Annotated in this window: 19 protein-coding genes, 2 pseudogenes and 1 riboswitch; of the genes and pseudogenes, 12 read left to right on the top strand and 9 right to left on the bottom strand. The window is 60.4% G+C overall.

The window, feature by feature from the left end:
* Nucleotides 1-48: 48 nt before the first annotated feature.
* Entirely contained in the window at nucleotides 49-336 is a 288-nt protein-coding gene (locus LOY52_RS22275) for a PA4642 family protein (protein WP_258675990.1), read from the top strand.
* 189 nt (nucleotides 337-525) lie between these two features.
* Here the strand turns inward: LOY52_RS22275 and mqo are convergent, their stop codons facing one another.
* Nucleotides 526-2,034, bottom strand: coding sequence for a malate dehydrogenase (quinone) (gene mqo / locus LOY52_RS22270; protein ID WP_258675989.1), 1,509 nt, complete (start codon nucleotides 2,032-2,034; stop codon nucleotides 526-528).
* Between the two features lie 709 nt (nucleotides 2,035-2,743).
* On the bottom strand, nucleotides 2,744-2,977 hold the full coding sequence (locus LOY52_RS22265; protein ID WP_007912834.1) for a hypothetical protein: 234 nt from the start codon (nucleotides 2,975-2,977) through the stop codon (nucleotides 2,744-2,746).
* 205 nt (nucleotides 2,978-3,182) lie between these two features.
* Between LOY52_RS22265 and LOY52_RS22260 the strand changes: the two genes are divergently transcribed.
* Nucleotides 3,183-3,767 carry a YajG family lipoprotein gene (locus tag LOY52_RS22260; protein ID WP_003228101.1) on the top strand — a complete coding sequence of 195 codons (585 nt, stop codon included), beginning with the start codon at nucleotides 3,183-3,185 and terminating at the stop codon, nucleotides 3,765-3,767.
* 181 nt (nucleotides 3,768-3,948) lie between these two features.
* Here LOY52_RS22260 and LOY52_RS22255 read toward each other — a convergent pair whose 3' ends face one another.
* Nucleotides 3,949-4,155 carry a hypothetical protein gene (locus tag LOY52_RS22255; RefSeq protein WP_027612213.1) on the bottom strand — a complete coding sequence of 69 codons (207 nt, stop codon included), beginning with the start codon at nucleotides 4,153-4,155 and terminating at the stop codon, nucleotides 3,949-3,951.
* 194 nt (nucleotides 4,156-4,349) lie between these two features.
* Here LOY52_RS22255 and LOY52_RS22250 point away from each other — a divergent pair, with 194 nt between their 5' ends.
* Nucleotides 4,350-4,628: a hypothetical protein gene (locus LOY52_RS22250; protein WP_007967709.1), complete on the top strand. Its 279-nt coding sequence runs from the start codon at nucleotides 4,350-4,352 to the stop codon at nucleotides 4,626-4,628.
* Between the two features lie 87 nt (nucleotides 4,629-4,715).
* Here the strand turns inward: LOY52_RS22250 and LOY52_RS22245 are convergent, their stop codons facing one another.
* Complete coding sequence (locus tag LOY52_RS22245) at nucleotides 4,716-5,879, bottom strand: 1-acyl-sn-glycerol-3-phosphate acyltransferase (RefSeq protein WP_258675988.1); 1,164 nt, start codon at nucleotides 5,877-5,879, stop codon at nucleotides 4,716-4,718.
* 142 nt (nucleotides 5,880-6,021) lie between these two features.
* Between LOY52_RS22245 and LOY52_RS22240 the strand changes: the two genes are divergently transcribed.
* From LOY52_RS22240 to LOY52_RS22230, 3 genes are read left to right on the top strand one after another with little or no spacing between them, the layout of a single operon-like run.
* Nucleotides 6,022-6,204 (top strand): CPXCG motif-containing cysteine-rich protein, encoded by a 183-nt coding sequence (locus LOY52_RS22240; protein WP_096797159.1) that lies wholly within the window; start codon nucleotides 6,022-6,024, stop codon nucleotides 6,202-6,204.
* Nucleotides 6,205-6,213: 9 nt separating this feature from the next.
* Nucleotides 6,214-6,474 (top strand): putative signal transducing protein, encoded by a 261-nt coding sequence (locus tag LOY52_RS22235; RefSeq protein WP_003228093.1) that lies wholly within the window; start codon nucleotides 6,214-6,216, stop codon nucleotides 6,472-6,474.
* A gap of 36 nt (nucleotides 6,475-6,510) precedes the next feature.
* Complete coding sequence (locus tag LOY52_RS22230) at nucleotides 6,511-7,134, top strand: SOS response-associated peptidase (RefSeq protein ID WP_204895333.1); 624 nt, start codon at nucleotides 6,511-6,513, stop codon at nucleotides 7,132-7,134.
* Between the two features lie 71 nt (nucleotides 7,135-7,205).
* Here LOY52_RS22230 and LOY52_RS27555 read toward each other — a convergent pair whose 3' ends face one another.
* Both LOY52_RS27555 and LOY52_RS27550 read right to left on the bottom strand, forming a co-directional pair.
* Complete coding sequence (locus tag LOY52_RS27555; RefSeq protein WP_408980448.1) at nucleotides 7,206-7,949, bottom strand: methyl-accepting chemotaxis protein; 744 nt, start codon at nucleotides 7,947-7,949, stop codon at nucleotides 7,206-7,208.
* A gap of 111 nt (nucleotides 7,950-8,060) precedes the next feature.
* Nucleotides 8,061-8,258, bottom strand: a pseudogene (locus LOY52_RS27550) (HAMP domain-containing protein); the annotation flags it as partial.
* Between the two features lie 1,353 nt (nucleotides 8,259-9,611).
* Between LOY52_RS27550 and LOY52_RS22220 the strand changes: the two are divergent.
* Complete coding sequence (locus tag LOY52_RS22220) at nucleotides 9,612-10,430, top strand: M48 family metallopeptidase (protein WP_007967719.1); 819 nt, start codon at nucleotides 9,612-9,614, stop codon at nucleotides 10,428-10,430.
* 123 nt (nucleotides 10,431-10,553) lie between these two features.
* Here the strand turns inward: LOY52_RS22220 and LOY52_RS22215 are convergent, their stop codons facing one another.
* From LOY52_RS22215 to LOY52_RS22205, 3 genes are all read right to left on the bottom strand, one after another.
* Nucleotides 10,554-11,138, bottom strand: a complete 585-nt coding sequence (locus LOY52_RS22215) for a TMEM165/GDT1 family protein (RefSeq protein ID WP_047599206.1) — start codon at nucleotides 11,136-11,138, stop codon at nucleotides 10,554-10,556.
* Nucleotides 11,139-11,236: 98 nt separating this feature from the next.
* Nucleotides 11,237-11,350, bottom strand: a riboswitch (yybP-ykoY riboswitch).
* Nucleotides 11,351-11,390: 40 nt separating this feature from the next.
* Entirely contained in the window at nucleotides 11,391-12,389 is a 999-nt protein-coding gene (locus LOY52_RS22210; protein WP_027612205.1) for a class I SAM-dependent methyltransferase, read from the bottom strand.
* 33 nt (nucleotides 12,390-12,422) lie between these two features.
* Complete coding sequence (locus LOY52_RS22205) at nucleotides 12,423-13,388, bottom strand: 2-hydroxyacid dehydrogenase (RefSeq protein WP_258675986.1); 966 nt, start codon at nucleotides 13,386-13,388, stop codon at nucleotides 12,423-12,425.
* A 273-nt stretch (nucleotides 13,389-13,661) separates the two neighbouring features.
* Between LOY52_RS22205 and LOY52_RS22200 the strand changes: the two are divergent.
* From LOY52_RS22200 to LOY52_RS22180, 5 genes and pseudogenes are all read left to right on the top strand, one after another.
* Nucleotides 13,662-14,292: pseudogene (locus LOY52_RS22200) on the top strand (LysE family translocator).
* 256 nt (nucleotides 14,293-14,548) lie between these two features.
* Nucleotides 14,549-16,231, top strand: a complete 1,683-nt coding sequence (locus LOY52_RS22195) for a fatty acid--CoA ligase (RefSeq protein ID WP_258675985.1) — start codon at nucleotides 14,549-14,551, stop codon at nucleotides 16,229-16,231.
* 337 nt (nucleotides 16,232-16,568) lie between these two features.
* On the top strand, nucleotides 16,569-18,458 hold the full coding sequence (locus LOY52_RS22190) for a DUF1302 domain-containing protein (protein WP_202371244.1): 1,890 nt from the start codon (nucleotides 16,569-16,571) through the stop codon (nucleotides 18,456-18,458).
* 28 nt (nucleotides 18,459-18,486) lie between these two features.
* Entirely contained in the window at nucleotides 18,487-19,851 is a 1,365-nt protein-coding gene (locus tag LOY52_RS22185) for a DUF1329 domain-containing protein (protein WP_096797152.1), read from the top strand.
* A gap of 264 nt (nucleotides 19,852-20,115) precedes the next feature.
* Complete coding sequence (locus tag LOY52_RS22180; RefSeq protein WP_258675984.1) at nucleotides 20,116-22,848, top strand: LuxR C-terminal-related transcriptional regulator; 2,733 nt, start codon at nucleotides 20,116-20,118, stop codon at nucleotides 22,846-22,848.
* Nucleotides 22,849-22,861: the final 13 nt, after the last annotated feature.

The raw sequence follows: 22,861 nt of genomic DNA, 5'->3' as shown, positions 1-22,861 counted from the left end.
AGGGGTAAACTGCCCGCCCCGTGTAATGTCTGCGAGCTGGAGTCGGCAATGCGTAAAGATAAGAAACAGGTGATTGGTGACGAGATCGGCGATGAGCAGATCAAGCTGTTCCTCGATTTTGAACCGGTCGACGCCACTTCGCCGTCGCTGCACAAACTGATCAAGGCCTACCGTGGCCTGCGCATCGACGATTTCGAGCGCTTCCTGACCTTCTTTGTGGCTGCCGGTTACGACGTGGATGGCAAGGATGCGCAGGGCCAGACGTTTGTTGAGCTGATCGCCGATCAGCGCAACGCGGCCGAGTACATCGAGCTGATCGACAAGGCTCGCGGATAAGATCAAAAGACAAGATCAAAAGATCGTCCGAACGCGGCCCGAACCTTCGGCAGCTCCTACGCAGGATTTGTGTTTACCCTGTAGGAGCTGCCGAAGGTTCGGGCCGCGTTCGGACGATCTTTTGCTTTTCAAGGGCCATAAAAAACGCCCCGCACTCACTGAGTACGGGGCGTTTTTTATGTCGCAAGATCAAGCGAAGCTTGGGGTCTCGCTGCTTTCTTCAACCAGTTCCAGGGCGATGTTGTTCTGCGTGTTGATCTTGCGATACAGCGCAGCATCGGTTTCCAGAACCTTCTCGCGGGCCGGGAAGATCTCCGCCAGTTTGGCCGCCCACTCACCCTTGGCCTTGGCCGGGAAACATTTCTCGATCAGTTCCAGCATGATCGAAACGGTCACCGAAGCGCCTGGCGAAGCGCCGAGCAGGGCGGCGAGGGAGCCGTCTTTCGCCGCGACCAGTTCGGTACCGAATTGCAGGATGCCGCCCTTTTTCGGGTCTTTCTTGATGATCTGTACCCGTTGGCCGGCCACTTCCAGACGCCAGTCTTCGGCTTTCGCCTCAGGGTAGAAGCGACGCAGCGATTCCAGGCGCTGCTCCATCGATTGCATCACTTCGCTGACCAGGTACTTGGTCAGGTCCATGTTGTTTTTCGCCACTGCCAGCATCGGTCCGATGTTGCCGGCGCGAACCGACAGCGGCAGGTCCATGAATGAACCGTGTTTGAGGAACTTGGTGGTGAAACCGGCGTATGGCCCGAACAGCAGGGATTTCTTGCCATCGACCACACGGGTGTCCAGGTGCGGCACCGACATCGGTGGCGAACCGACTGCCGCCTGGCTGTAGACCTTGGCCTGGTGGTGCTTGACCACTTCCGGGTTGTCGCAACGCAGCCATTGCCCGCTGATCGGGAAGCCGCCGAAGCCTTTGCTTTCCTCGATGCCCGAAGCCTGAAGCAGCGGCAGGGCCGCGCCGCCAGCGCCGAGGAAGACGAATTTGGCATCGACTTCACGGCTGCTGCCGCTGTTGACGTCCTTGATGCTGACGGTCCAGCCGCTGCCGTTACGCTTGAGGCCGGTGACGCGCTTGCAGTATTTGACCTGGGTGTCCGGTGCGCTGGTCAGGTGCTTGAGCAACTGATTGGTCAGGGCGCCGAAGTTGACGTCGGTGCCGTTCATCACGCGGGTCGCGGCCAGGACTTCGTCCGGCGAGCGGCCCGGCATCATCAGCGGCATCCACTCGGCCATCTTGGCCTTGTCTTCGGTGTATTCCATGTCGGCGAAGGCGTGGTGCTTGTGCAGCACGTTGAAGCGTTCCTTGAGGAACGACACGCCTTTGTCACCCTGGACGAAGCTCAGGTGCGGCACCGGGCTGATGAAGGATTTGCACGAGCCGAAGGTGCCTTTCTTGGTCAGGTACGACCAGAACTGCTTGGACACTTCGAACTGGGTGTTGATGTGCACGGCTTTCTTGATGTCGACGCTGCCGTCGGCTGCCTGCGGCGTGTAGTTCAGCTCGCACAGGCCGGCGTGCCCGGTACCGGCGTTGTTCCACGGGTTGGAACTCTCCGCAGCACCGGAATCCATCAACTCGACGACTTCCAGCTTGATCGCCGGGTCGAGCTCTTTGAGCAGTACTGCCAGGGTGGCACTCATGATGCCCGCCCCAACCAGAACTACGTCGACTGCTTCGTTATGCGCCATTTAACGCGTCTCCAAAATCTGCAGCACCAAATTGTCGGCATGGCTGCCAGGGAGTGACGGGGCAGGTCAGTTGCGCCCCGGATACCCATGGTCAGGTTCGTCATGTCCGAATCTTCGCAATTTTTCGCAACTTCGACGGATGCATGCGGCCTGGCTTCAAGAGCTCCATGAACTCATTTCAGCACGCGGCTGGCAATTCGACTTATGGTCGAGACATCCGTTTTTGTGCAACCAAATCCGTAGCGGACAGGCTTCAGGCTCCGATATTCGAGGTATACCCGGTCCTGTGTCGTTGGGCTGTTTCAGACGCTAATGGTGCATGTTCAGACGCAAAACTTTTCATTTGCTCGCCACACTCTTGTGAAGTTGTGAAAACCCGTTTTTTTCACGCTCTTTTGAAGACGTGAACCTCAAAAAAGGGCTGTCCAGGCCTGGCACCCTGCCCGCAAGGGCAAAACAACGCGGTGGCCGAGCGTCATGACAGCTCTGCAGATTCGCGAAAAGCGGGGTTTTTGCCGGAAGAACAGGCAAGCGCGCCAACTTCACTCGATCTGTGTGGGCGGCTCTCTGTGGGCGATTTGGGTGTCGATGCATGCGCATTGACGGTGTTGCGGGGCCCGATCAGGAGACGTCCTTATAATCGGGGGGAGATTGTATCGAAGAAATGCGGGCAGTTGCTCGTGTTTAATGACTTTTATTAGGCATCCGGTCAGATGCTCAACATCGCTTGCACCCGTGCGCGGGGCTGCGACGCTATGACGCGGGCGCTGGCGGGCAGTGGCTGGTGCAACCAGTTGAGACGGATTTCTTCGATTTCCACCCAGCCATCGCCCATCGGTTGCAGGCTGCACTGCTTGAATGCCTGGCAATGACCGTTGCGGTCGAGCAGGGCAAAGCTGCGGTGCAGCGGACGTGGGGCGAACAACGAGATCAGATAACGCATGGCCGAGTACCTTGTTGGAGGACTGGTTTGAAGCTTGCCAGGCGGCCGTGACGCCAACGTGTATGGGCGGTGAATAATCTGTGACAGGAACCGCATTCCCACGGCTGGGTCAGACATTTGAGTATTCACTGTCGGGTGCTGGTGACCCGCAGTGGCCCACCGCTATACTGCCGGCCTGTTTGTGCCTGATTCTGGAGAAAAGAGCATGTTGCAACGCCTGTTGTTCGGTTTGATCACTGTGACCAGTTTGACCCTGGTTGGCTGCGCCCACAGCCCGCAACAACTGAGCCCGGAACCGAAGCTGACCACGCAGTTGGCCCCGGTCGGCCATGGCCAGCAAGTGGTGGTGCGTGTGGTTGACGGTCGTCCGTCGCCAACCCTCGGCACCCGTGGCGGCCTGTACCCGGAAACCAGCGCAATCACCGTGCAGCGCGAGCAGATCCTGCCCAAGTTGCAGGCTCAGGCTGAAGCCGCCGTGCGTCTGCTCGGCTTCACCCCGACCAGCAACGGGATGAACGCTCCGCAGCTGACCGTGACCCTGACCGAGCTGAAGTACCAGTCGCCCAAAGAAGGCATGTACGTGACCGAAGCCACCATCGGCGCGACCTTCCGCTCCGACGTGCAGAGCGGCAATCGTCGCTACAGCGGCCGTTACGGCGCTTCGCTGGACCAGCGTTTCGGCATGGCGCCGAACCAGGAAACCAACACCAAACTGGTCAGCGATGTGCTGAGTGATGCCCTGACCCGTCTGTTCAAGGACCCGACCGTGGGTCAGATTCTCGCCGAGTAAGCAGTGCGGCTGATGTGAAAAAGCCCGGCGCCAGTGATGGCGCCGGGCTTTTTCATGCCTGCAGTTCGACGCCAATCCCCTGTAGGAGCTGCCGCAGGCTGCGATCTTTTGACTTTGATTTTTTAAAAACAAGATCAAAAGATCGCAGCCTGCGGCAGCTCCTACAGGGGGGCGATGGTGTTCAGGCGGCTTGTGAATAGAAGTCGAGAACGCTCACACCGGTCAGCAGATCAGTCTCCGGCAAATCGGCATGCTGATGCCCGCCGAGGGCGCAATACACCAGCCAGTGGCGATCCTGAACATTGAAGGCAAGGCTGCCGACGAGGCTTTGTTGTTCGTCGGTCGGGGTGATGAGGTACAGACGATCCTGGTTTTCGGCGTGCAGCATGTCGCGTTCCATGTGTGTTTCGAGGCGCGCATGGTGGCCGATGTAAATGACGATGCCGTGACACAGGACAGCCATCGGTCGATTGTCAGGTTATTTGTCGCAAAGGGTAGGGTAGTGGCGGAGGGTTTCGGTAGAATCCGCGCCGCGGTCGTCGATCTGGCGCCTGCCACACCGATTCAGTTCCGAGGTCTGTGATGTCGCTGCACTTGATGACGCTGTTTACCGCCCATCCCGCCAAATTGATCAACCTGCTGGCGTTGGCACTGGCCTTCCCGGGCAGTTGGCTGCTGCACGCGACCCGCCGTCGTGAACAACGCGCCATGGCCAGCATCGCCGCGCAACGCCAGGCTCAACCGAACGCCGAACCGATCCTGGATTGGGCGACGTTGCGCATGAACCGCTTTTTCTACCGCTTCGGCTTCGCCTGCCTCGGGCTCGCCCTGATCGTCTCCTGGATCAGCACCCGCTTCTAAAGCAAAAGATCGCAGCCTTCGGCAGCTCCTACAGGAGATTGGTGTAGGAGCTGCCGCAGGCTGCGATCTTTTGATCTTGCTGTTGCTTTACAACGGCAACCCCGCTTTTACGCGGTACTGATTGCGCACCGGTGTCGCATATTGCAGCACCAGATACGGACGGTGCTCCTCAGGGCAGGCATCCAGTCGGCGCTGCCATTCTTCCTGCGCCTTGGCCAGTTCGTCGGCCGGAAACAGCTCGGCTGCCTTCGGCACGTTCAATTGCGGATCGGCATCGGCCCACTGCGCATACGCCAGGTAATGCACCGGGAACAGGCGATAGCCGCCGAGAATCTGCTTGTCCATCTCGACTGCCAATTGCTTGGTGTCTTCGAACAGCTCGGTGATCGGCGCAGCGAAGTTCACGTGCACCCGGCCCTTGTAGCCGGTGATGCCCTTGGCGATGCTCACGTCATCCTCGCCCGGCGCCTTGGCGTAGGTGCCGGTAGTGGCGCGGATGTACAGCTCACGGGCCTTGGCCTGGTCGCACGGGTCGTATTCGTAGCTGATCGACACCGGGGTCAGGTTCAGCGACTGAATCACTTCGCCGAACGGCTCGTCCTTGCGGCTCATGTGGAACATCTTGAGGATCGCTGACTCGGTACGGTCGTCGCCGTCCTTTGCCCGGCCCTCGGCCTGAGCGATCCAGATCGAGGCGCAATCGTTGCGGATCGAGTGGTTGATGTACGCCGACAGCAATTGATACGCGGCCATCTTCTCGCGACGCCCGGTGATCGAACGGTGCACGATGAAGCTCTTGTTCAGGCGCATCAGGTCGCTGACGAAAGGCTTTTGCAGCAGGTTGTCGCCGATCGCGATGCGCGGGGTCGGCAGGCCGGCGTGGTACACCGCGTAGTTGACGAAGGCCGGGTCCATCACGATGTCGCGGTGGTTGGCGATGAACAGGTAGGCGCTGCCGGACTTGAATTGCTCGACACCGGTGTAGGTCACGCCATCAGTGGCGCGCTCGATGGTGTGGTCGACGTAGAACTCGACTTTGTCCTGCAAAGTGGCCACGGAGGTCACGTCGGCAAACTCACGACGCAACCGATGGGCTATAAGTGGTTTGAGCATCCAGCCGAAGGCACCGGCAAAACGCGGGAAGCGGAAGTGGGTGAGGATATCTAGAAACGCCTTGTCGCCGAGCAGTCTTGCCAGTACCGCAGGTACTTCGCTGTCGTCGTAAGGTCGGATGGCATCGAATTCGCCCATCATGCTCTCTTGTTGGAAACGGCTAGGGTAAGTAAAGGTTTTGATCGAAAACCAACGGGGCACGGTCTGAAAAGGTAGCCAGACAAAAATAGCCCTGCAAATAGACCGGCGATTATACGCACAAGTCACCTGGGAGACCGCGATGCTGGAAAGCGCACTGTATGAATGTCCGTATTGTGGTGAAGAGGTCGAGACGACGGTGGACCTGTCCGCAGGCGATCAGACCTACATCGAGGACTGTCAGGTGTGTTGTCGACCGATCACGTTTGTCTTGCAGGTGCATGGCGAGGATTGGTTTCTGGAAGTGTTCAGCGAAAACGAATGAGGGGCGCCCATGCAGCGAATCTACGAGCCGGAAAACCTGATGGAAGGCGAGATGCTCAAGGGCATGCTCGCCAGTGAAGGCATCGAAGCGCACCTGGTGGGCCGCGATCTGCTCGGCGGCACGGGGGAATTGCCGATTTTTGGCCTGCTGGGGCTGTCGGTCGAAAACGATCAGGCCGAATACGCCCGCGAATTGATCACCGCGTACAATGCCGCGCTGCCGCTGCCCGGCGATGAACCGGAGAGCTTCCCCGGGACGCTGGTCTGTTAGGCTGGCGTTCGTATTATTTCTGAGTCGTGTTGCCCCATGTGTGGACGTTATGCCCTGTTTCGCTGGAACCGCGACTTCGCGGCCCTGCCCGGATTTCCCGCCGATCAGCAGGCGCAGTGGAACATTTCCCCCAATGATTCGGTGTTGATGCTGCGTGCCGAGGCCGACGGCCAACGCACGCTGGCCCGCGCCCGTTGGGGCCTGACGCCGCCGTGGCTGACCGATCTGTCGAAAACACCGGCGCATGCCCGGGCCGAAACGGTCGCCGAGCAACCGATGTTCCGCGAGGCGCTGCGCCTGCGTCGCTGCCTGCTGCCGGCCAACGGTTTCTACGAATGGCGCGGCAATCTGCGCAAACGCCCGTACTGGTTGACGCCGGGGGAGGGTTCTTCGCTGTTCTTCGCGGCGATCTGGGAGGCGTATCCGGTGCAGGAGCAGGTGTGGCTGAGCACCGCCGTCATCACGCAGCCGGCGGCCAGTCAGCGCCGACCGTTGATTCTCGATGAGGCGGGGCAGGCGGCCTGGCTTGATCCCGAGACGCCGCTGCACGTGCTGCAGGGCTTGCTCGCCAGTGAACCGGCGGCGTTGCGCGAGCGGGTGCTGGCGAATCTGGTCAATGATCCAAAGCTCAATGGGCCGGAGTGCCTGACCCCGGGTTGATGTAAAAGCGAAAGATCGCAGCCCGGATCAGTGTAGGAGCTGCCGCAGGCTGCGATCTTTTGATCTTGCTGTTAAACCTTGAACTGATTGATCAACCGCCGCTGCTGCTCCGCCAATTTAGTCAGGCCGGCACTCGCCGAACTCGACTCATCCGCACCGCCCGCCACTTCATTCGCCACTTGACCGATATTGATCACGTTGCGGTTGATGTCATCCGCCACTGCGCTCTGTTCTTCCGCCGCACTGGCAATCTGCGTATTCATGTCGTTGATCACCGACACCGCCTGAGTAATCGTCTCCAGCGCTTCAGCCGCTTTCGCCGCGTGCTGCACGCTTTCGTCGGTGCGGTTCTGGCTGTCTTCCATGACCCGCACCACATCGCGGGTGCCCTGTTGCAGTTGCTGGATCATGCTCTGGATTTCTTCGGTGGCCTTCTGGGTTTTCTGCGCCAGATTGCGCACCTCGTCCGCCACCACCGCAAAACCGCGCCCTTGTTCGCCGGCCCGCGCCGCTTCGATTGCTGCGTTCAGCGCCAGCAGGTTGGTCTGCTCGGCGATCCCGCGAATCGCGGTGAGGATCGCGTTGATGTTTTCGCTGTCCTTGGCCAGCGTCTGTACCACCTCAACGGCCTTGCCGATCTCCACCGCCAGTACACCAATCGAGTTCGAGGTATCACGGACAATCTGCATGCCCTGGCCTGCGGCCTGATCCGCGTGGCTGGCGGCTTGCGCCGCCTGGGTGGCGTTGCGCGCCACGTCTTGCGCAGTCGCGGTCATCTCCTGCACCGCCGTGGCAACCTGATCGATCTCGGCCATCTGTTTCTGAATGCCGATGTTGGTGCGAATCGCGATGTCGGCAGTGTGCTCCGAGGAATCGCTGACGCTCTGCACCGACGTCACCACTTGAGTGATCATCGCCTGCAACTTGGCGAGGAAGGTGTTGAAACCCTTGGCAATCGAGCCGAGTTCATCGCTGCGATCACTGCTCAAGCGACGGGTCAGGTCGCCTTCACCTTTGGCGATGTCATCGAGCATGGCGACCATTTGCTTCAGTGGCCGGGCGATGCCGTGACCGACCAGCCAGATCACCAGCAGGCCGATGGCGGCAATGATCAGGCCGACCATGGCCATGCCGAAGGTGTCGGACTTGCGTTGCGCATCGAGGTCGGCCTGGAGTTTTTGCAGATCCGCCATCACCGCGTTCAACGGCAGTTGCAGCATCAGGGTCCAGCGCGCGTCGGTCTGGCCGATGCCGAACGGCAGGTACAGCTCGATGCGGCCCTTGTCCTTGTTGACCGAGTAGGTGACTTCACCGCGTTTGAGATTGGCCATGTTGGCGATCTGCTCGGCGTCGAGAATGTCGCTGACCTTTTCCCCGAATTTGCTCGGATCCTTGGTGTAAGCCACGATCCGGCCGTTGCCGCCGATCAGGGCCATTTGCCCGGCGCCGCTGTACAACTTCTGGTTGGCGCCGAGGAGCATTTCCTGGATGAAGTTCACCGACAGGTCGGCGCCGACGATGCCCTGGAATGCGCCGTTGAGCATGATCGGTTCAATGAACGAGGCGAGCATGACGACCTTGTCGCCGACCTTGTACGGCGCCGGATCGATCACGCAGGGCTTTTTCGTTTCCTTGGAGCAGAGGTAGTACTCACTGGCGCGCACCCCGGTGGACAGGGTTTTCTGATCGTCGACATCGGCCAGTTTGTCCACGCCCAGACTGCCGTCGGTATTGCGGAACCACCACGGCAGGAAGCGTCCGTTGGCGGGATCGATACCGGTCACGGCGCTGCCGACGTAGGCCGCGTCATTGTGGTCCAGGGCGTTTTTTTCCCAGCCGATGTAGGTGCCGAGAATCTTCGGATTCTTTTCGACGTTCTCCTTGATCAGGCTGATCAGTTGCTCACGGCTGACGCTCAGGCGCGGCTGGCCGTCGGCGCCCGGTGTGCCGAGCAGCGCGTTGACCCGCACCAGGCCGCCGGCAATCAGCAGCGGCGCTTCGAGTTCGCGCTGGATCTGGCTGACCTGGGTCTGCGCCAGTGAGGTCAGGCGTTGTTCGATGACCTGTTCGAACTGCGCCTGAGTGCGCTGTTGCACCATGTCTTGAGTGCGGGCACCGGAAAACAGCGCGTACAGCACCAGCGCGGCGACCACGCTGAGGACGATGGCGCCGGCCAGGGCGGCGACGGAAAACTGGATCGACTTGAACTTCATGGGAGCTCCGCACGCAAGAGGACGTCTGCGCTGTTGTATCGGCAGCAGGCATGGCGCCATGAGCGTTGAGCGGAACAAAGGGCCGGAGGATGTCGCAAATGGATCGGTGCGCGACGCAGCGGCAGCAGGCTTGCCGGTTGCTGTGAATTTTTTACGACAACAGCGGTGGGAAATTTCCGAAAGACGCTGCAACACGTCTGTTGTATCTGGCGCCGATACAATTCACCCCCTACGATACGCGGCAGGTTTTCAGGGAGCTTTTGAATGAACAAGACATTGGTTGTAAGTGCACTGAGCGCAGCGCTGTTGCTGGCCGGTTGTCAGTCGGTCAACACCACCAGCGGCGGAGCCGTTGGGGTGGAGCGCAAGCAGTACATGTTCAGCATGCTGTCCTCGCAAGAGGTCGACCAGATGTATGCCCAGTCCTATCAGAAGACCGTCGGCGAGGCGTCGAGCAAAGGCGTACTGGACAAGACCAGCCCGGAGGCCAAGCGGGTTCAGGCGATTGCCAACCGGCTGATCGCCCAGGCACCGAACTTCCGTCCGGACGCCGCGCAATGGCAGTGGGAAGTCAATCTGATCAAGAGCGACGAGCTCAACGCCAACTGCGGGCCTGGCGGCAAGATCATTTTCTACACCGGGCTGATCGACAGCCTGAAGCTGACCGACGATGAAATCGCTGCGGTCATGGGCCATGAAATCGCCCACGCCCTGCGCGAACACGGTCGTGAAGCGATGTCCAAGGCTTATGGTATTGAAATGGCCAAGCAGGGTGCCGGTGCGTTGTTCGGTCTGGGTCAGGACAGCCTGGCGCTGGCCGACACCGTGGCCAACTACGGCATGACCTTGCCCAACAGCCGCGCCAACGAAAACGAAGCCGACCTGATCGGCCTGGAACTGGCCGCCCGCGCCGGCTACAACCCGAATGCGGCGATCACCTTGTGGAACAAGATGAGCAAGGCTTCGGAAGGCGCACCGCCGGAGTTCATGAGCACTCACCCGGCCTCGGCCAGCCGGATCGCCTCGCTGCAGGCGGCGATTCCGAAGGTGATGCCGTTGTACGAGAAAGCCCCGAAGTCCTGATGGTTTTGCCGCAAGGCTGATGGCCCCTTCGCGAGCAGGCTCGCTCCCACCTTTGGAATGCATTCCACTGTGGGAGCGAGCCTGCTCGCGAAGAACGATAACTCGGTCTACCGACTTACGGGGTTAAACCCAGCCACTGCTCTGCATCGCCTTGTACACCGCCACGATCGCCAGAATCAGGAACGCCGAAGCCGCCAGACGACGGATCAAGGTCAATGGCAATTTCTCCGCGGCAAAGTTACCCGCCAATACCACCGGCACGTTGGCAATCAACATGCCCAGGGTGGTGCCGATAATCACCAGCCACAGCTCAGGGTATTGCGCCGCCAGCATCACGGTGGCGATCTGCGTCTTGTCACCGATTTCCGCGAGGAAAAACGCAATCAGCGTGGTCAGGAAGGGACCGAACTTGCGTGCGGTGCTGGCTTCATCGTCGTCCATCTTGTCCGGGACCAGCGTCCACAGCGCCGTGGCGGTGAAGCTCGCGGCGAGAATCCAGTGCAGCACCGAATCGGAGAAGAAGCTGCCGAACCAGGCGCCTACCGCACCGGCTGCCGCGTGGTTGGCCAGGGTCGCGGCGACGATACCGGCGATGATCGGCCAGGGTTTGCGAAAGCGAGCGGCGAGAATCAGCGCGAGCAGTTGCGTCTTGTCGCCGATTTCGGCCAAGGCAACGATTGCGGTGGGAACGAGTAACGAGTCCAGCATCAGGATTTTCCTAAGGGGCGGGTCGACACGGCTATGACACGTACAGCCTTCCCGCCCCGGGTAAGGTGTGCGTGTCATAGGTCTTGTCAAACTCTGCGATCCGTCTGGTGCGGACGCTTGGGTCGCATACGCCATGATCTGAGGATCAAGTATGTTGACGTATGCCGGACGAGCTTGGCGCTCGTGGGAGACTACTCCCCTAGGACGGAGCGGATTCTGCCTAGGCAGAATCCATTCGGCAAGTGCTAGTTTTCAGCCGCGCTTGGCCCGGTAAATCCGGAAACCATTGCCTTCTGCCTTGATCGCGCACACGCCCAGATGCTCTTCGATCAGCGGCTGATACTTCAGGAAGCTGTTCGCAACCAGGCGCAGTTCGCCACCGTTTTTCAGATGTTTTGCCGCTTTTCGCAGCAAGTTCTCGGTGGCGAAATAATCGGTGTGCACGCCGACATGGAACGGCGGGTTGCTCAGAATCGCGTTCAAACCCATCGGTGCAGCGTCGATTCCGTCACCGGTCAGCACTTCGGCGTCCAGACCGTTGGCCGCCAACGTCAGGCGACTGCTTGCGGCGGCGAAGGCATCGACGTCGAGCAAAGTTACCTGATTGTGCGGATAGCGACGTTTGACCGCCGCGCCCAAAACCCCGGCGCCACAACCGAAATCCAGCAGATGACCGCTCGGCAGTTTGTCCAGATGCTCCAGCAGCAGGGCGCTGCCGCGATCCAGTCGACCATGGCTGAACACGCCCGGCAGGCTGATGACTTTAAGCGGGCCTTCGGCCAGCGGCAGCTCATAAGTCTGCGCCAGGCTTTCCAGCGATTTAGCTTCGGGTGCATTGGCCACGGTGACTTGCCACAGTTGGCAGTGACGGGCGCTGTCGAGCTTGCGCGGCTTGCCGAACGGGTTGAGTTGCTTGGACGCACCCTCGATACCGCTGCGTTTTTCCCCGACCAGAAACACCTCGCGCCCGGGCAGACGTGCGGCCACGGCATTGAGGATGTAATCGGTCAGGTCCTTGGACTTGGGCAAAAACACCACGGCGCTGTCGAACTCGCGCTCCGGCACGTTCACACCGAAATGGCTGCGACCTTCGAAGCGCGCATCGAGAGCGGCTTGATCGCCGGCATGCCAGCACCAGCCGAACGCATTGGGCAGACGCCCGAGCAGATCGTCGGCGGGCAACCCGGCCAACAACAGCGAACCCTGGAATAACTCGGCCTGACGAAGCAGTACTTCACTGCGCGGATCCATAACTGCTCCCTGGAAAAAAAGTGCCGTAGTTTATCAACTGACGACCCGCAGCGCTGTACCGCTGAAGAATGCCTGGGCGTTTTCGGTCAATTGGCCGACGATGCGCTGCCGCGCTTCGCGACTGCCCCAGGCGTTGTGCGGAGTCACGATCAGCCGCGGAATATCGGCCGCCAGCAGCGGATTGCCGTTGACCGGCGGTTCGACGCTGAGCACATCGGTAGCCGCACCGCCGAGGTGACCGTTGCGCAGGGCGTCGGCCAAGGCTTGCTCGTCGATCAAACCGCCGCGAGCGGTGTTGACCACAAAGGCGCCGGGTTTCATCGACGCCAGCTCGCGGGCGCCGATGAAGTGCCGGGTGTGTTCGTTGAGCGGGCAGTGCAGGGTCAGGGCGTCGATCTGTGGCAGCAGTTCGTCCAGTGGCAGACGATCCGGGCGTGCCGGGCGGCCGGGTATCTGCCCGAGCAACACACGCATGCCAAACGCTTCGGCCAAGCGCGCGACCGCGCCGCCGAGCTCACCGTGACCAAGCAGGCCAAGGGTTTTGCCCTCCAGTTCGACAATCGGGTAGTCGAGCAGGCAGAACTGTCTGGCCTGCTGCCAGCGACCTTCGTCGACGGCTTTTTGATAATCGGCGAGGCGGGTGGCGAGGTTGAGCAGCAACATGATCGTGTGTTGCGCCACCGATGGCGTGCCGTAACCCTGACAGTTGCACACGGTGATGCCATGGGCGCGAACCGCGTCCAGATCGACGTTGTTGGTGCCGGTGGCGGTGATCAGGATCAGTTGCAGATCCGGGTTGGCGGCCATCGCGGCGGCATCGATGCGGATCTTGTTGGTGATCACCACGCTGGCACCGTGCAGGCGTTCGGCGACCTGATCAGGTGCGGTCTGGGCGAACAGTTGCAGGTCGCTGAAACAGGCGCGCAACGGGCTGAGGTCGAGATCGCCGAGATCCAGAGACGGGTGATCGAGGAATACGGCGCGGCGCGGGTTCGTCATCAACTGTACCTTTTGTGCTTGGAACGGAAGGCGTAATCTGGCGAGCCTACCAGATGAAACAATTGGTTACTCACAGCGCCCGCAATACCCAGTGGCGAGGGAGCTTGCTCCCGCTGGGCTGCGAAGCAGACCCAAACCCATTCACCGTACTGTGTCAGGCACACCGGTGTTTCAGGTTTTACGGCTGCTGCGCAGCCGAGCGGGAGCAAGCTCCCTCGCCACAGGGTTTGAGCCAGTTGATGAATTGTTTTTACTCATTAAAGAGGAGCCCCCATGTACTGGACCGAGTTCTTGACCGTTGCCCTGATCCACCTGTTGGCCGTGGCCAGCCCCGGCCCGGACTTTGCCGTGGTGGTGCGCGAGAGCGTGACCCATGGCCGTCGCGCCGGCACCTGGACCGCGCTGGGTGTGGGCACGGCGATTTTCCTGCACGTGGGTTATTCGCTGCTGGGCATTGGCCTGATCGTGTCGCAGTCGATCGTGCTGTTCAACGCCTTGAAATGGGCCGCCGCCGCGTACCTGCTGTACATCGGCTTCAAGGCCTTGCGCGCGCAGCCGGCGAAAAACCGTGACCGATGACCTGCACAAGGAGGCAGGCGTGCGCACCGCCCGTGGCGCCTTCACTTCGGGTTTCGTCACCAACGGCCTGAACCCGAAAGCCACGCTGTTCTTCCTGTCGCTGTTCACCGTGGTGATCAACCCGCACACGCCGCTGGCGGTGCAGGCCGGTTACGGCGTCTATCTGGCCGTAGCGACGGCTGTGTGGTTTTGCCTGGTGGCAATGCTGTTCAGTCAGCAACGTGTACGTGCCGGTTTTGCCCGCATGGGCCATTGGTTCGACCGCACCATGGGCGCGGTGCTGATCGCTCTCGGCGTGAAAATCGCGTTTACCGAGATGCATTGATCAACACTCACCTGTAGGAGCTGCCGCAGGCTGCGATCTTTTGATGTTGCTTTTAGAAGATCAAAAGATCGCAGCCAGCGTTAGCGCCTACAGAAGAGCAAGCGGCCTGATCGGCGCTGATTACCGGCAGATGCTGGCGCAAAGCTAGCATTTGTACGGCTGTGCAAATCATTCCTTCGGCTGATTTGACTGGGGTATAACGGCTCTAGAGTAACGCTCTCTACGCCAACACCGTGCAGCCAGAAAAGGGATTCATATGTTGCAGACTCGCGTCATTCCCCCGGCCGATGGGGCCTACCAGTATCCATTGCTGATCAAACGGCTGCTGATGTCCGGCGCCCGTTACGAGAAAACCCGCGAGATCATCTACCGAGACCAGTTGCGTTACAGCTATCCGACTTTGATCGAGCGGGTGGCGCGGCTGGCCAACGTGTTGACGGCGGCCGGGGTGAAGGCGGGTGATACCGTGGCGGTGATGGACTGGGACAGCCATCGCTACCTCGAATGCATGTTTGCCATTCCGATGATCGGCGCGGTGATCCACACCATCAACGTGCGTCTGTCGCCGGAGCAGATCCTCTACACCATGAACCACGCCGAGGACCGCTTCGTGCTGGTCAACAGCGAGTTCGTCGGGTTGTATCAGGCCATTGCGCCGCACCTGACCACGGTGGAGAAAACCCTGCTGCTGACCGATCTGCCGGAGAAAACCGCCGAGCTGCTGAACCTGGTCGGCGAGTACGAGCAACTGCTGGCCGCTGCAAGTGCGCAGTACGACTTTCAGGACTTCGACGAAAACTCGGTTGCCACCACCTTCTACACCACCGGCACTACCGGCAATCCGAAAGGCGTGTACTTCACCCATCGGCAACTGGTGCTGCACACCATGGGCGTGTCGACGATCATGGGCGCGATCGACAGCGTGCGCCTGCTTGGCACCAACGACGTGTACATGCCGATTACCCCGATGTTCCATGTGCATGCCTGGGGCTTGCCGTACGTGGCGACGATGCTCGGGCTCAAGCAGGTTTATCCGGGGCGTTACGACCCGGAGTTCCTGGTCGAGTTGTGGCGCAAGGAGAAGGTCACGTTCTCCCACTGCGTGCCGACCATCCTGCAAATGCTGCTCAATGCCAAGGGTGCGCAGGGCACCGATTTTGGCGGCTGGAAGATCGTCATCGGTGGCAGCGCGCTCAACCGCACGCTGTATGAAACCGCCAAGGCCCGGGGCATTCAACTGACGGCGGCCTACGGCATGTCGGAGACCGGGCCACTGGTTTCCTGTGCACATTTGAATGACGAGTTGATGGCCGGCACCGAAGACGAACGCACCACTTACCGGATCAAGGCCGGTGTGCCGGGGCCGCTGGTGGAAGCCGCGATTGTCGATGCCGAGGGCAACTTCCTGCCCGCCGACGGCGAAACCCAGGGCGAACTGGTGCTGCGTGCGCCATGGCTCACCGAAGGCTATTTCAACGAACCGCAGAAGGGCGCCGAGCTCTGGGCTGGCGGCTGGCTGCACACCGGCGATGTGGCAACGCTCGACAGCATGGGCGTGATCGACATCCGCGACCGCATCAAGGATGTGATCAAGACCGGCGGTGAGTGGATCTCCTCGCTGGACCTTGAAGACCTGATCAGCCGTCATGTGGCGGTACGCGAAGTAGCAGTGGTGGGTATCGCTGATCCGCAGTGGGGCGAGCGGCCGTTTGCACTGCTGGTAATCCGCGAAGGGCACGAGATCGGCGCGCGCGAACTCAAGGAACACCTCAAGCCGTTCGTGGAACTGGGACACCTGAGCAAGTGGGCGATTCCGAGCCAGATCGCCCTTGTTACGGAAATTCCCAAGACCAGTGTCGGCAAGCTCGACAAGAAGCGCATCCGCCTCGACATCACCGAATGGCAGGCCAACAACAGCACCTTCCTCTCGACACTTTGAGTGTCCGCTGGCGCGCCGAAACCGGCGCGCCAGACCCACCAAGCAAGCGCTTGGCTTGTTAAATCGAAAAATTCAGCCATCCTTGCCGTGCCGACATGTGTCGGACTGGCGAAAGGACTGTTCCAGAGTGGCCGGCAGCTGCAAATCACACTTTAGAGGGATCAAGCAGTACCCCCTGCTGGCTATAGTCCGCTCAAGGATTTTTAAGAACGGGGCACACGCACGAACAGGGGCGATGCAACTTTGGAGTGACGTCGGGTGGCTACTGGCTCCCGGTCTTCCAGGCGTTTTTAAAAGTACTCACTGCCATAACAATAATGCACATGGAGTAGCGTCGATGACATCAGTAAACCAGTTCTGGCGCCGGGCTAAACTGCCTCTGGCCGTCAGTCTTGCCTCTACGCTCGCCGGGCCCGCATTCGGCGTCAGTTTCAACGTCGGTGAAATCGAAGGTCAGTTCGACTCCTCGCTCTCCCTGGGCATGAGTATATCGACTCAGCAGCCGAACAAGGACCTTATTGGTGTCAACAACGGCGGCAAGGGCCTGTCCCAGACCTCCGACAACGGCCACCTGAACTTCAAGAGCGGGCAAGCCTTCTCGAAGATCTTCAAGGGCATCCATGATCTCGAATTGAAATACGGCGACACCGGGGTCTTCGTCCGGGGCAAATACTGGTACGACTTCGCGCTGCAGAATCAGGACCTGGAATACAAGGACGTCAGCAACCACAACCGCGACGTCGCGGCGCGTTCTTCCGGCGGGCAGATCCTCGACGCCTTCGTTTACCACAACTACTCGATCGCCGATGAGCCGGGTTCGGTGCGTCTGGGCAAGCAGGTGGTGAACTGGGGTGAAAGTACCTTCATCGGCGGCGGCATCAACTCGATCAACCCGATCGACGTGTCCGCGTTCCGTCGTCCGGGTGCCGAGATCAAGGAAGGCCTGATCCCGGTCAACATGTTCTACGTGTCGCAGAGCCTCACCGAAAACCTCTCGGCTGAAGGTTTCTACCAGATCGACTGGCAGAAGACCGTGACCGACAACTGCGGCACGTTCTTCTCGCAGCCGGACATCGTCACCACCGGTTGCGACGACAACCTGCGGGTACTGAACAAGCGTTCGACCATTCCGGGCATTGCGCTCGGGCCGTTGGCCGCCGCCGGCGTGGATGTCAACGAAGAGGGCGTGCTGGTGCGCCGTTCGCCTAACCGCAACGCCCGCGACAGCGGCCAGTGGGGCGTTTCCGCCAAGTACATGTTCGACCCGCTGGCCACCGAGTTCGGTGCCTACTTCATGAACTATCACAGTCGTGCGCCGATCTTCAGCGCCACCGGTGCGCCACAACGTATCTATAACGGCGTGGCAGCTTTGCCGGGGCCGTTCCAGGCGCTGGGGCCACTGGTCGTCGCAGGCAACTCGAACTACTTCATCGAATACCCTGAAGATATTCGCCTGTACGGTCTGAGCTTCTCCACCACCCTGCCTACCGGTACGGCGTGGAGCGGTGAGGTCAGCTACCGGCCGAATGCGCCGGTGCAGTTGAACTCCACCGACATTCTGTTCGCCGGCGTACGTCCGCTGGGTGGCGCGTTGACCAACGCGTCGATTCTCAACGGCGTGCCGGGCCAGGATCTGCACGGTTACAACCGTAAAGAAATTACCCAACTGCAAACCACCCTGACGCACTTCTTCGATCAGGTGATGGGCGCCAACCGTCTGACCCTGGTAGGTGAAGTCGGCGTGACCCACGTCGGTGGCCTGGAGAGCAAATCCGAAGCCCGTTACGGCCGCGATCCGGTGTTCGGTCCGGGTGAACTGCCTGCCACGGGTGGTCTCAACACCTGCTCGCAGATCCTCAACACCTCCACCATCAACGGTGCCGGTCCAGGGGCTTCGCGCGATAACGTTTCCAGCAACTGCAACAACGACGGTTTCACCACGGCCACCTCATGGGGCTATCGCGCTCGGGCCATCTGGGATTACAGCGACGTGTTCGCCGGTGTGAACCTCAAGCCGAACGTGGCCTGGTCGCATGACGTGAAAGGTTACTCGCCAGGTCCTGGCGGCAACTTCGAGGAAGGTCGCAAGGCCATCAGCCTCGGTCTCGATGCCGAATATCAGAACACCTATACCGCGAGCCTGGCCTACACCAACTTCTTTGGCGGCGACTACACGACCGTGGACGATCGTGACTTCGTGGCCTTGAGCGTCGGCGTGAACTTCTAAGCACAGTTTTTTCAGGACGAACACACATATGAAAATAACAAAGAGTCTGTTCCACGCGGGTGTTCTGGGTTTGTCGCTGCTGGCGACCAGCGTCATGGCGGCCGTTCCCGCCGCCGAAGCCGACAAGCTGGGCAAGAGCTTGACCCCGATGGGCGCCGAAATGGCCGGCAACGCCGACGGTTCGATCCCGGCCTGGAAACCGCTGGCGAAAAACGCCGGCACGGTCGACAGCAAGGGCTTCCTGTCCGATCCGTTCGGTAGTGAAAAGCCGCTGTTCACCATCACCGCGCAGAACGTCGAGCAGTACAAGGACAAGCTTGCACCGGGCCAGTACGCGATGTTCAAGCGCTACCCGGACACCTTCAAGATTCCGGTTTATCCGTCCCATCGCGGCTCGACCGTGCCGGATGACGTGTTCGCCGCGATCAAGAAAAACGCCACCACCACCAATCTGGTGGCGGGCGGCAACGGCCTGGAAAACTTCGATACCGCCGTACCGTTCCCGATTCCGAAAAGCGGTCTGGAAGTGATCTGGAACCACATCACCCGCTATCGCGGTGGCAGCGTGACCCGTCTGGTGACCCAGGCGACCCCGCAAACCAACGGCTCGTTCAGCCTGGTGTATTTCCAGGACCAGTTCGTGTTCCGCGACAAGATGAAGGACTACGACCCGGCCAACCCGGGCAACATCCTGTTCTACTTCAAGCAGAAAGTGACTGCGCCGGCACGTCTGGCCGGTACCGTACTGCTGGTGCACGAAACCCTCGACCAGGTGAAGGAGCCGCGCAAGGCCTGGGTTTACGCCACTGGCCAGCGCCGAGTACGTCAGGCACCGCAAGTATCGTATGACGGGCCGGGCACCGCCGCGGACGGCCTGCGTACTTCCGACAACCTCGACATGTACAACGGTGCACCGGATCGCTACGACTGGAAGCTCGAAGGCAAGAAAGAGATGTACATTGCCTCCAACAGCTACAAGATCGACTCGCCGACCCTCAAGTACGCCGACATCATCAAGGCCGGCCATATCAATCAGGACCTGACCCGTTACGAGCTGCGTCGTGTCTGGCACGTGGTCGCCACCCTGAAACCGGGTCAGCGCCATATCTATGCCAAACGTGACTTCTACATCGACGAGGACACCTGGCAGGCAGCGGTCATCGACCACTACGACGGTCGCGGTCAGCTGTGGCGTGTAGCCGAAGCGCATGCCGAGGACTACTACGACAAGCAAGTGCCGTGGTACGCGCTGGAAGCCCTGTACGACCTGCAATCGGGCCGCTACCTGGCGCTGGGCATGAAGAACGAAGAGAAATCAGCGTATGACTTCGGTTTCTCTGCCACCAAGAGCGAATTCCAGCCGGGCAACCTGGGCCAGGACGGTATCCGCTAAGCTTTGACCCGAGGCCGCATCCTCGAAAAAACGCCCCGACTGGTTCGGGGCGTTTTTTTTGCTTTGATTTTGTAGGAGCTGCCGCAGGCTGCGATCTTTTGATCCTGAAAGATCGCAGCCTGCGGCAGCTCCTACAAGGTTGCGCTTAACGGCTCGTGACCTTTTTGTAGCCATTTGTAGCAGCAACCTTCATAACCGCTACGTTTAAGGCTAGGCTGCGGACATCTGCTACGCCGCCAACAGCCATTCAAACAAGAGCCGGCCATGACTGATCTGTCCCCGCTTCCGGATCCTGCAAGCGCTGCCGTCGCGACACTGGACGGGCGTTTTTTTCGCCCGCCACTGCCCGACGGTTACGTTTTGCGACCGCGTCTGTGTGAACGCCTGAGCGCCGGGCTCGGTGGACGTCTGTTGCTGGTCTGCGCGCCTGCAGGGTTCGGCAAGAGTTCGCTCGCTGTGGAATTTTGTCAGAGCCTGCCGGCGCACTGGCAAAGCCTGTGGCTGGGATTGAGCCCACGGGACAACGATCCGGGGCGCTTTCTCGAGCGGTTGCTGGAAGGGCTGCAGGATTACTTTCCGGATCTGGGCAGTCGTGCGCTCGGCCTGTTGAAGATGCGCCAGCGCCATCAGCCTTTTGCCTTCGAAGAATGGCTCGACGGCTTGCTCGATGAGTTGGCCCTGCAACTGCAACCGACGGCGCCGCTGTTGCTGGTGCTCGACGACTACCATCTCGCCCAAGGCCCGGTACTCGACCGTTGCCTGCAGTTCTTCCTCAATCATCTGCCCGATGGCTTGCTGGTCATGGTCACCAGTCGGCAGCGCCCGGACTGGCATCTGGCGCGCCTGCGCCTGTCACGGCAACTGCTCGAACTGCACGAGCAGGATCTGCGCCTGACCCATGACGAAGCCCTGGCCCTGCTTGATCGGCATAGCACGTCGCTGCGGGGTGAGGCTCTGGAAAACCTGATTCTGCGCAGCGAAGGTTGGGTGGCCGGGCTGCGTTTCTGGTTGCTGGCGGCATCCGAAGCCGGCAACGAGACCGCATTGCCGCAAGCGCTGAACGGCGGGGAAGGGCTGATTCGCGACTACCTGCTCGAAGAAGTCATCGATTGCCTGCCTGTCGAGGTGCAAGCGTTTCTTTACGACACCGCCCCTCAGGAGCGCTTTTGCAGCGAACTGTGCGACGCGGTGCGCGAAGCCCACGACAGCGGCGAAATCCTGCGTTTTCTGTTGGCGCATCAAGTGTTCCTGGTGCCGCTGGACGAGCACGGTCACTGGTATCGCTATCACCATCTGTTTTCCGATCTGTTGCGCAGCCGGCCCATTGCTCGGGCGGTAGTGCCTGCGGCCACGCTGCACTTGCGCGCCTGCCGCTGGTTCAATGCGCAGGGCCTGCTCGATGAGGCGGTCGAGCAGGCGTTACGTGCCGGCCATCTGGATGTGGCGGCGAATCTGGTGCAGAACCTGTCCGAGGAACAGCTGCTCGCCGAGCAGAACGTTGGCATGTTGCTGCGCTGGAAGATGGACTTGCCCGACAGTCTGCTGATCAGTACGCCGCGCTTGATCGTGCTCTATAGCTGGGCGTTGGGGCTGGCCTGTCAGCTGGATGCCGCTGAAGAGCTGGCCAGTCATTTGAGTCGTTTCCTGCCGGCGCCTTCGGCTTCGGCGCAGAAGTCGATGCTTGCACAATGGCTGGCGCTCAGCGGGATCATCGCTCGTGGGCGTGGTCATCGTGAATTGACTCAACGCTATTGCAGCGAAGCGCTGGAAAGCCTGCCGGTGAAACGTTACGGGCAACGCCTGATGTGCCTGTCGACCCTGTCCAATCTGGCAATCGCCGACGGCGACCTGTGGCGCGCCCGGGGGTTGAACCGTGAGTCCCTCGAGCTGGCGCAGCGGGTTGGCAATCCGTTGTTCGAAGCCTTGGCGCATTATGACCGGGCGCGGGTGTTGCAGGCCCGTGGCGAGATACTGCGTGCGCTGGATGAAGTGCATCAGGGCCTGGAACGGTTGCGTGGACTGTCCCCGCAACGTCTGTATGCGGTGCGTGCGCGGCTGACGCTGTACGAAGGTTTTCTGTTGTCCATGCGCCTGCAACCCCAGCAGGCCCGGACTCGATTGCTGAGCGGTGTGGCCGAAGCGCGGGCCTGTCGCGATATCAGCGTGTTGATCGGCCATTGCGTGATCGCTCGTCTGGACGGCAGCTCAGGCGAGTTTGCCAAGGCCTTTGCCGAACTCGCCGAAGCCGAGCGCCTGATGCATATCTGGGATGTGCCACCGATCTACTATCTGGCGATGATCACCCTGGTCAAATGCGAACTGTGGCTGATGCAGGGCCGTACCGATTTGGCTGAAGCCTGGTTGGCACGACTGGGCCAGACCTACACCGGCGAGCGTGCCGCGGCGCCACCGGAATTTCATCCTCAGTTGCCATTGCATGTCGAACTGCAGCAAGCGCTGCTCGATGTGATTCAAGGGCAGCCGATGCTCGCCGAAGGGCGGTTGAATGTGCTGTTGGAAAATGGTCAGCAAACCGGTCGACAGTTGCTGTGTGTAATGGCGCTGGCGCAAAAGGTCGCCTTGTTGCTGGGCACAGGCCGCGAACCGGAAGCACGCAAGGCCTTGAGTCAGGCGCTGGAAGCGGCGGCTGGCGGCGTGATACAGCCGTTTGACGCACTGATCCGAGAATATCCGGACTGGTTGCGCAGCCAATTGCATGCTTCGCCGGCATTGGCAGGACAACCGTTACTGGCGCATTTTCCGCTGGTGGCGACTCGGCCAGTGGTTGAGTCCACCGCAGCCGAACAACTCAGCAGCCGAGAGCTGGCGGTACTGCGTTTGATTGCCCAGGGTTGTTCCAATCAGGAAATCAGCGAACAGCTGTTCATTTCACTGCACACCGTGAAAACCCATGCCAGCCATATCAACAGCAAACTGGGCGTTGAGCGGCGTACGCAGGCGGTGGCGCGGGCCAAGGAACTCGGTGTGTTGACCTAGCGCTAGGGCTTAT

Origin of the sequence: Pseudomonas sp. B21-051 (assembly GCF_024748795.1) — a bacterium.
GTDB classification, from domain to species: Bacteria; Pseudomonadota; Gammaproteobacteria; order Pseudomonadales; family Pseudomonadaceae; genus Aquipseudomonas; species Aquipseudomonas putida_A.
The sequence above is the reverse complement of the archived record's forward strand: the minus strand, read 5'-3'. Positions and strand labels throughout refer to the sequence as shown.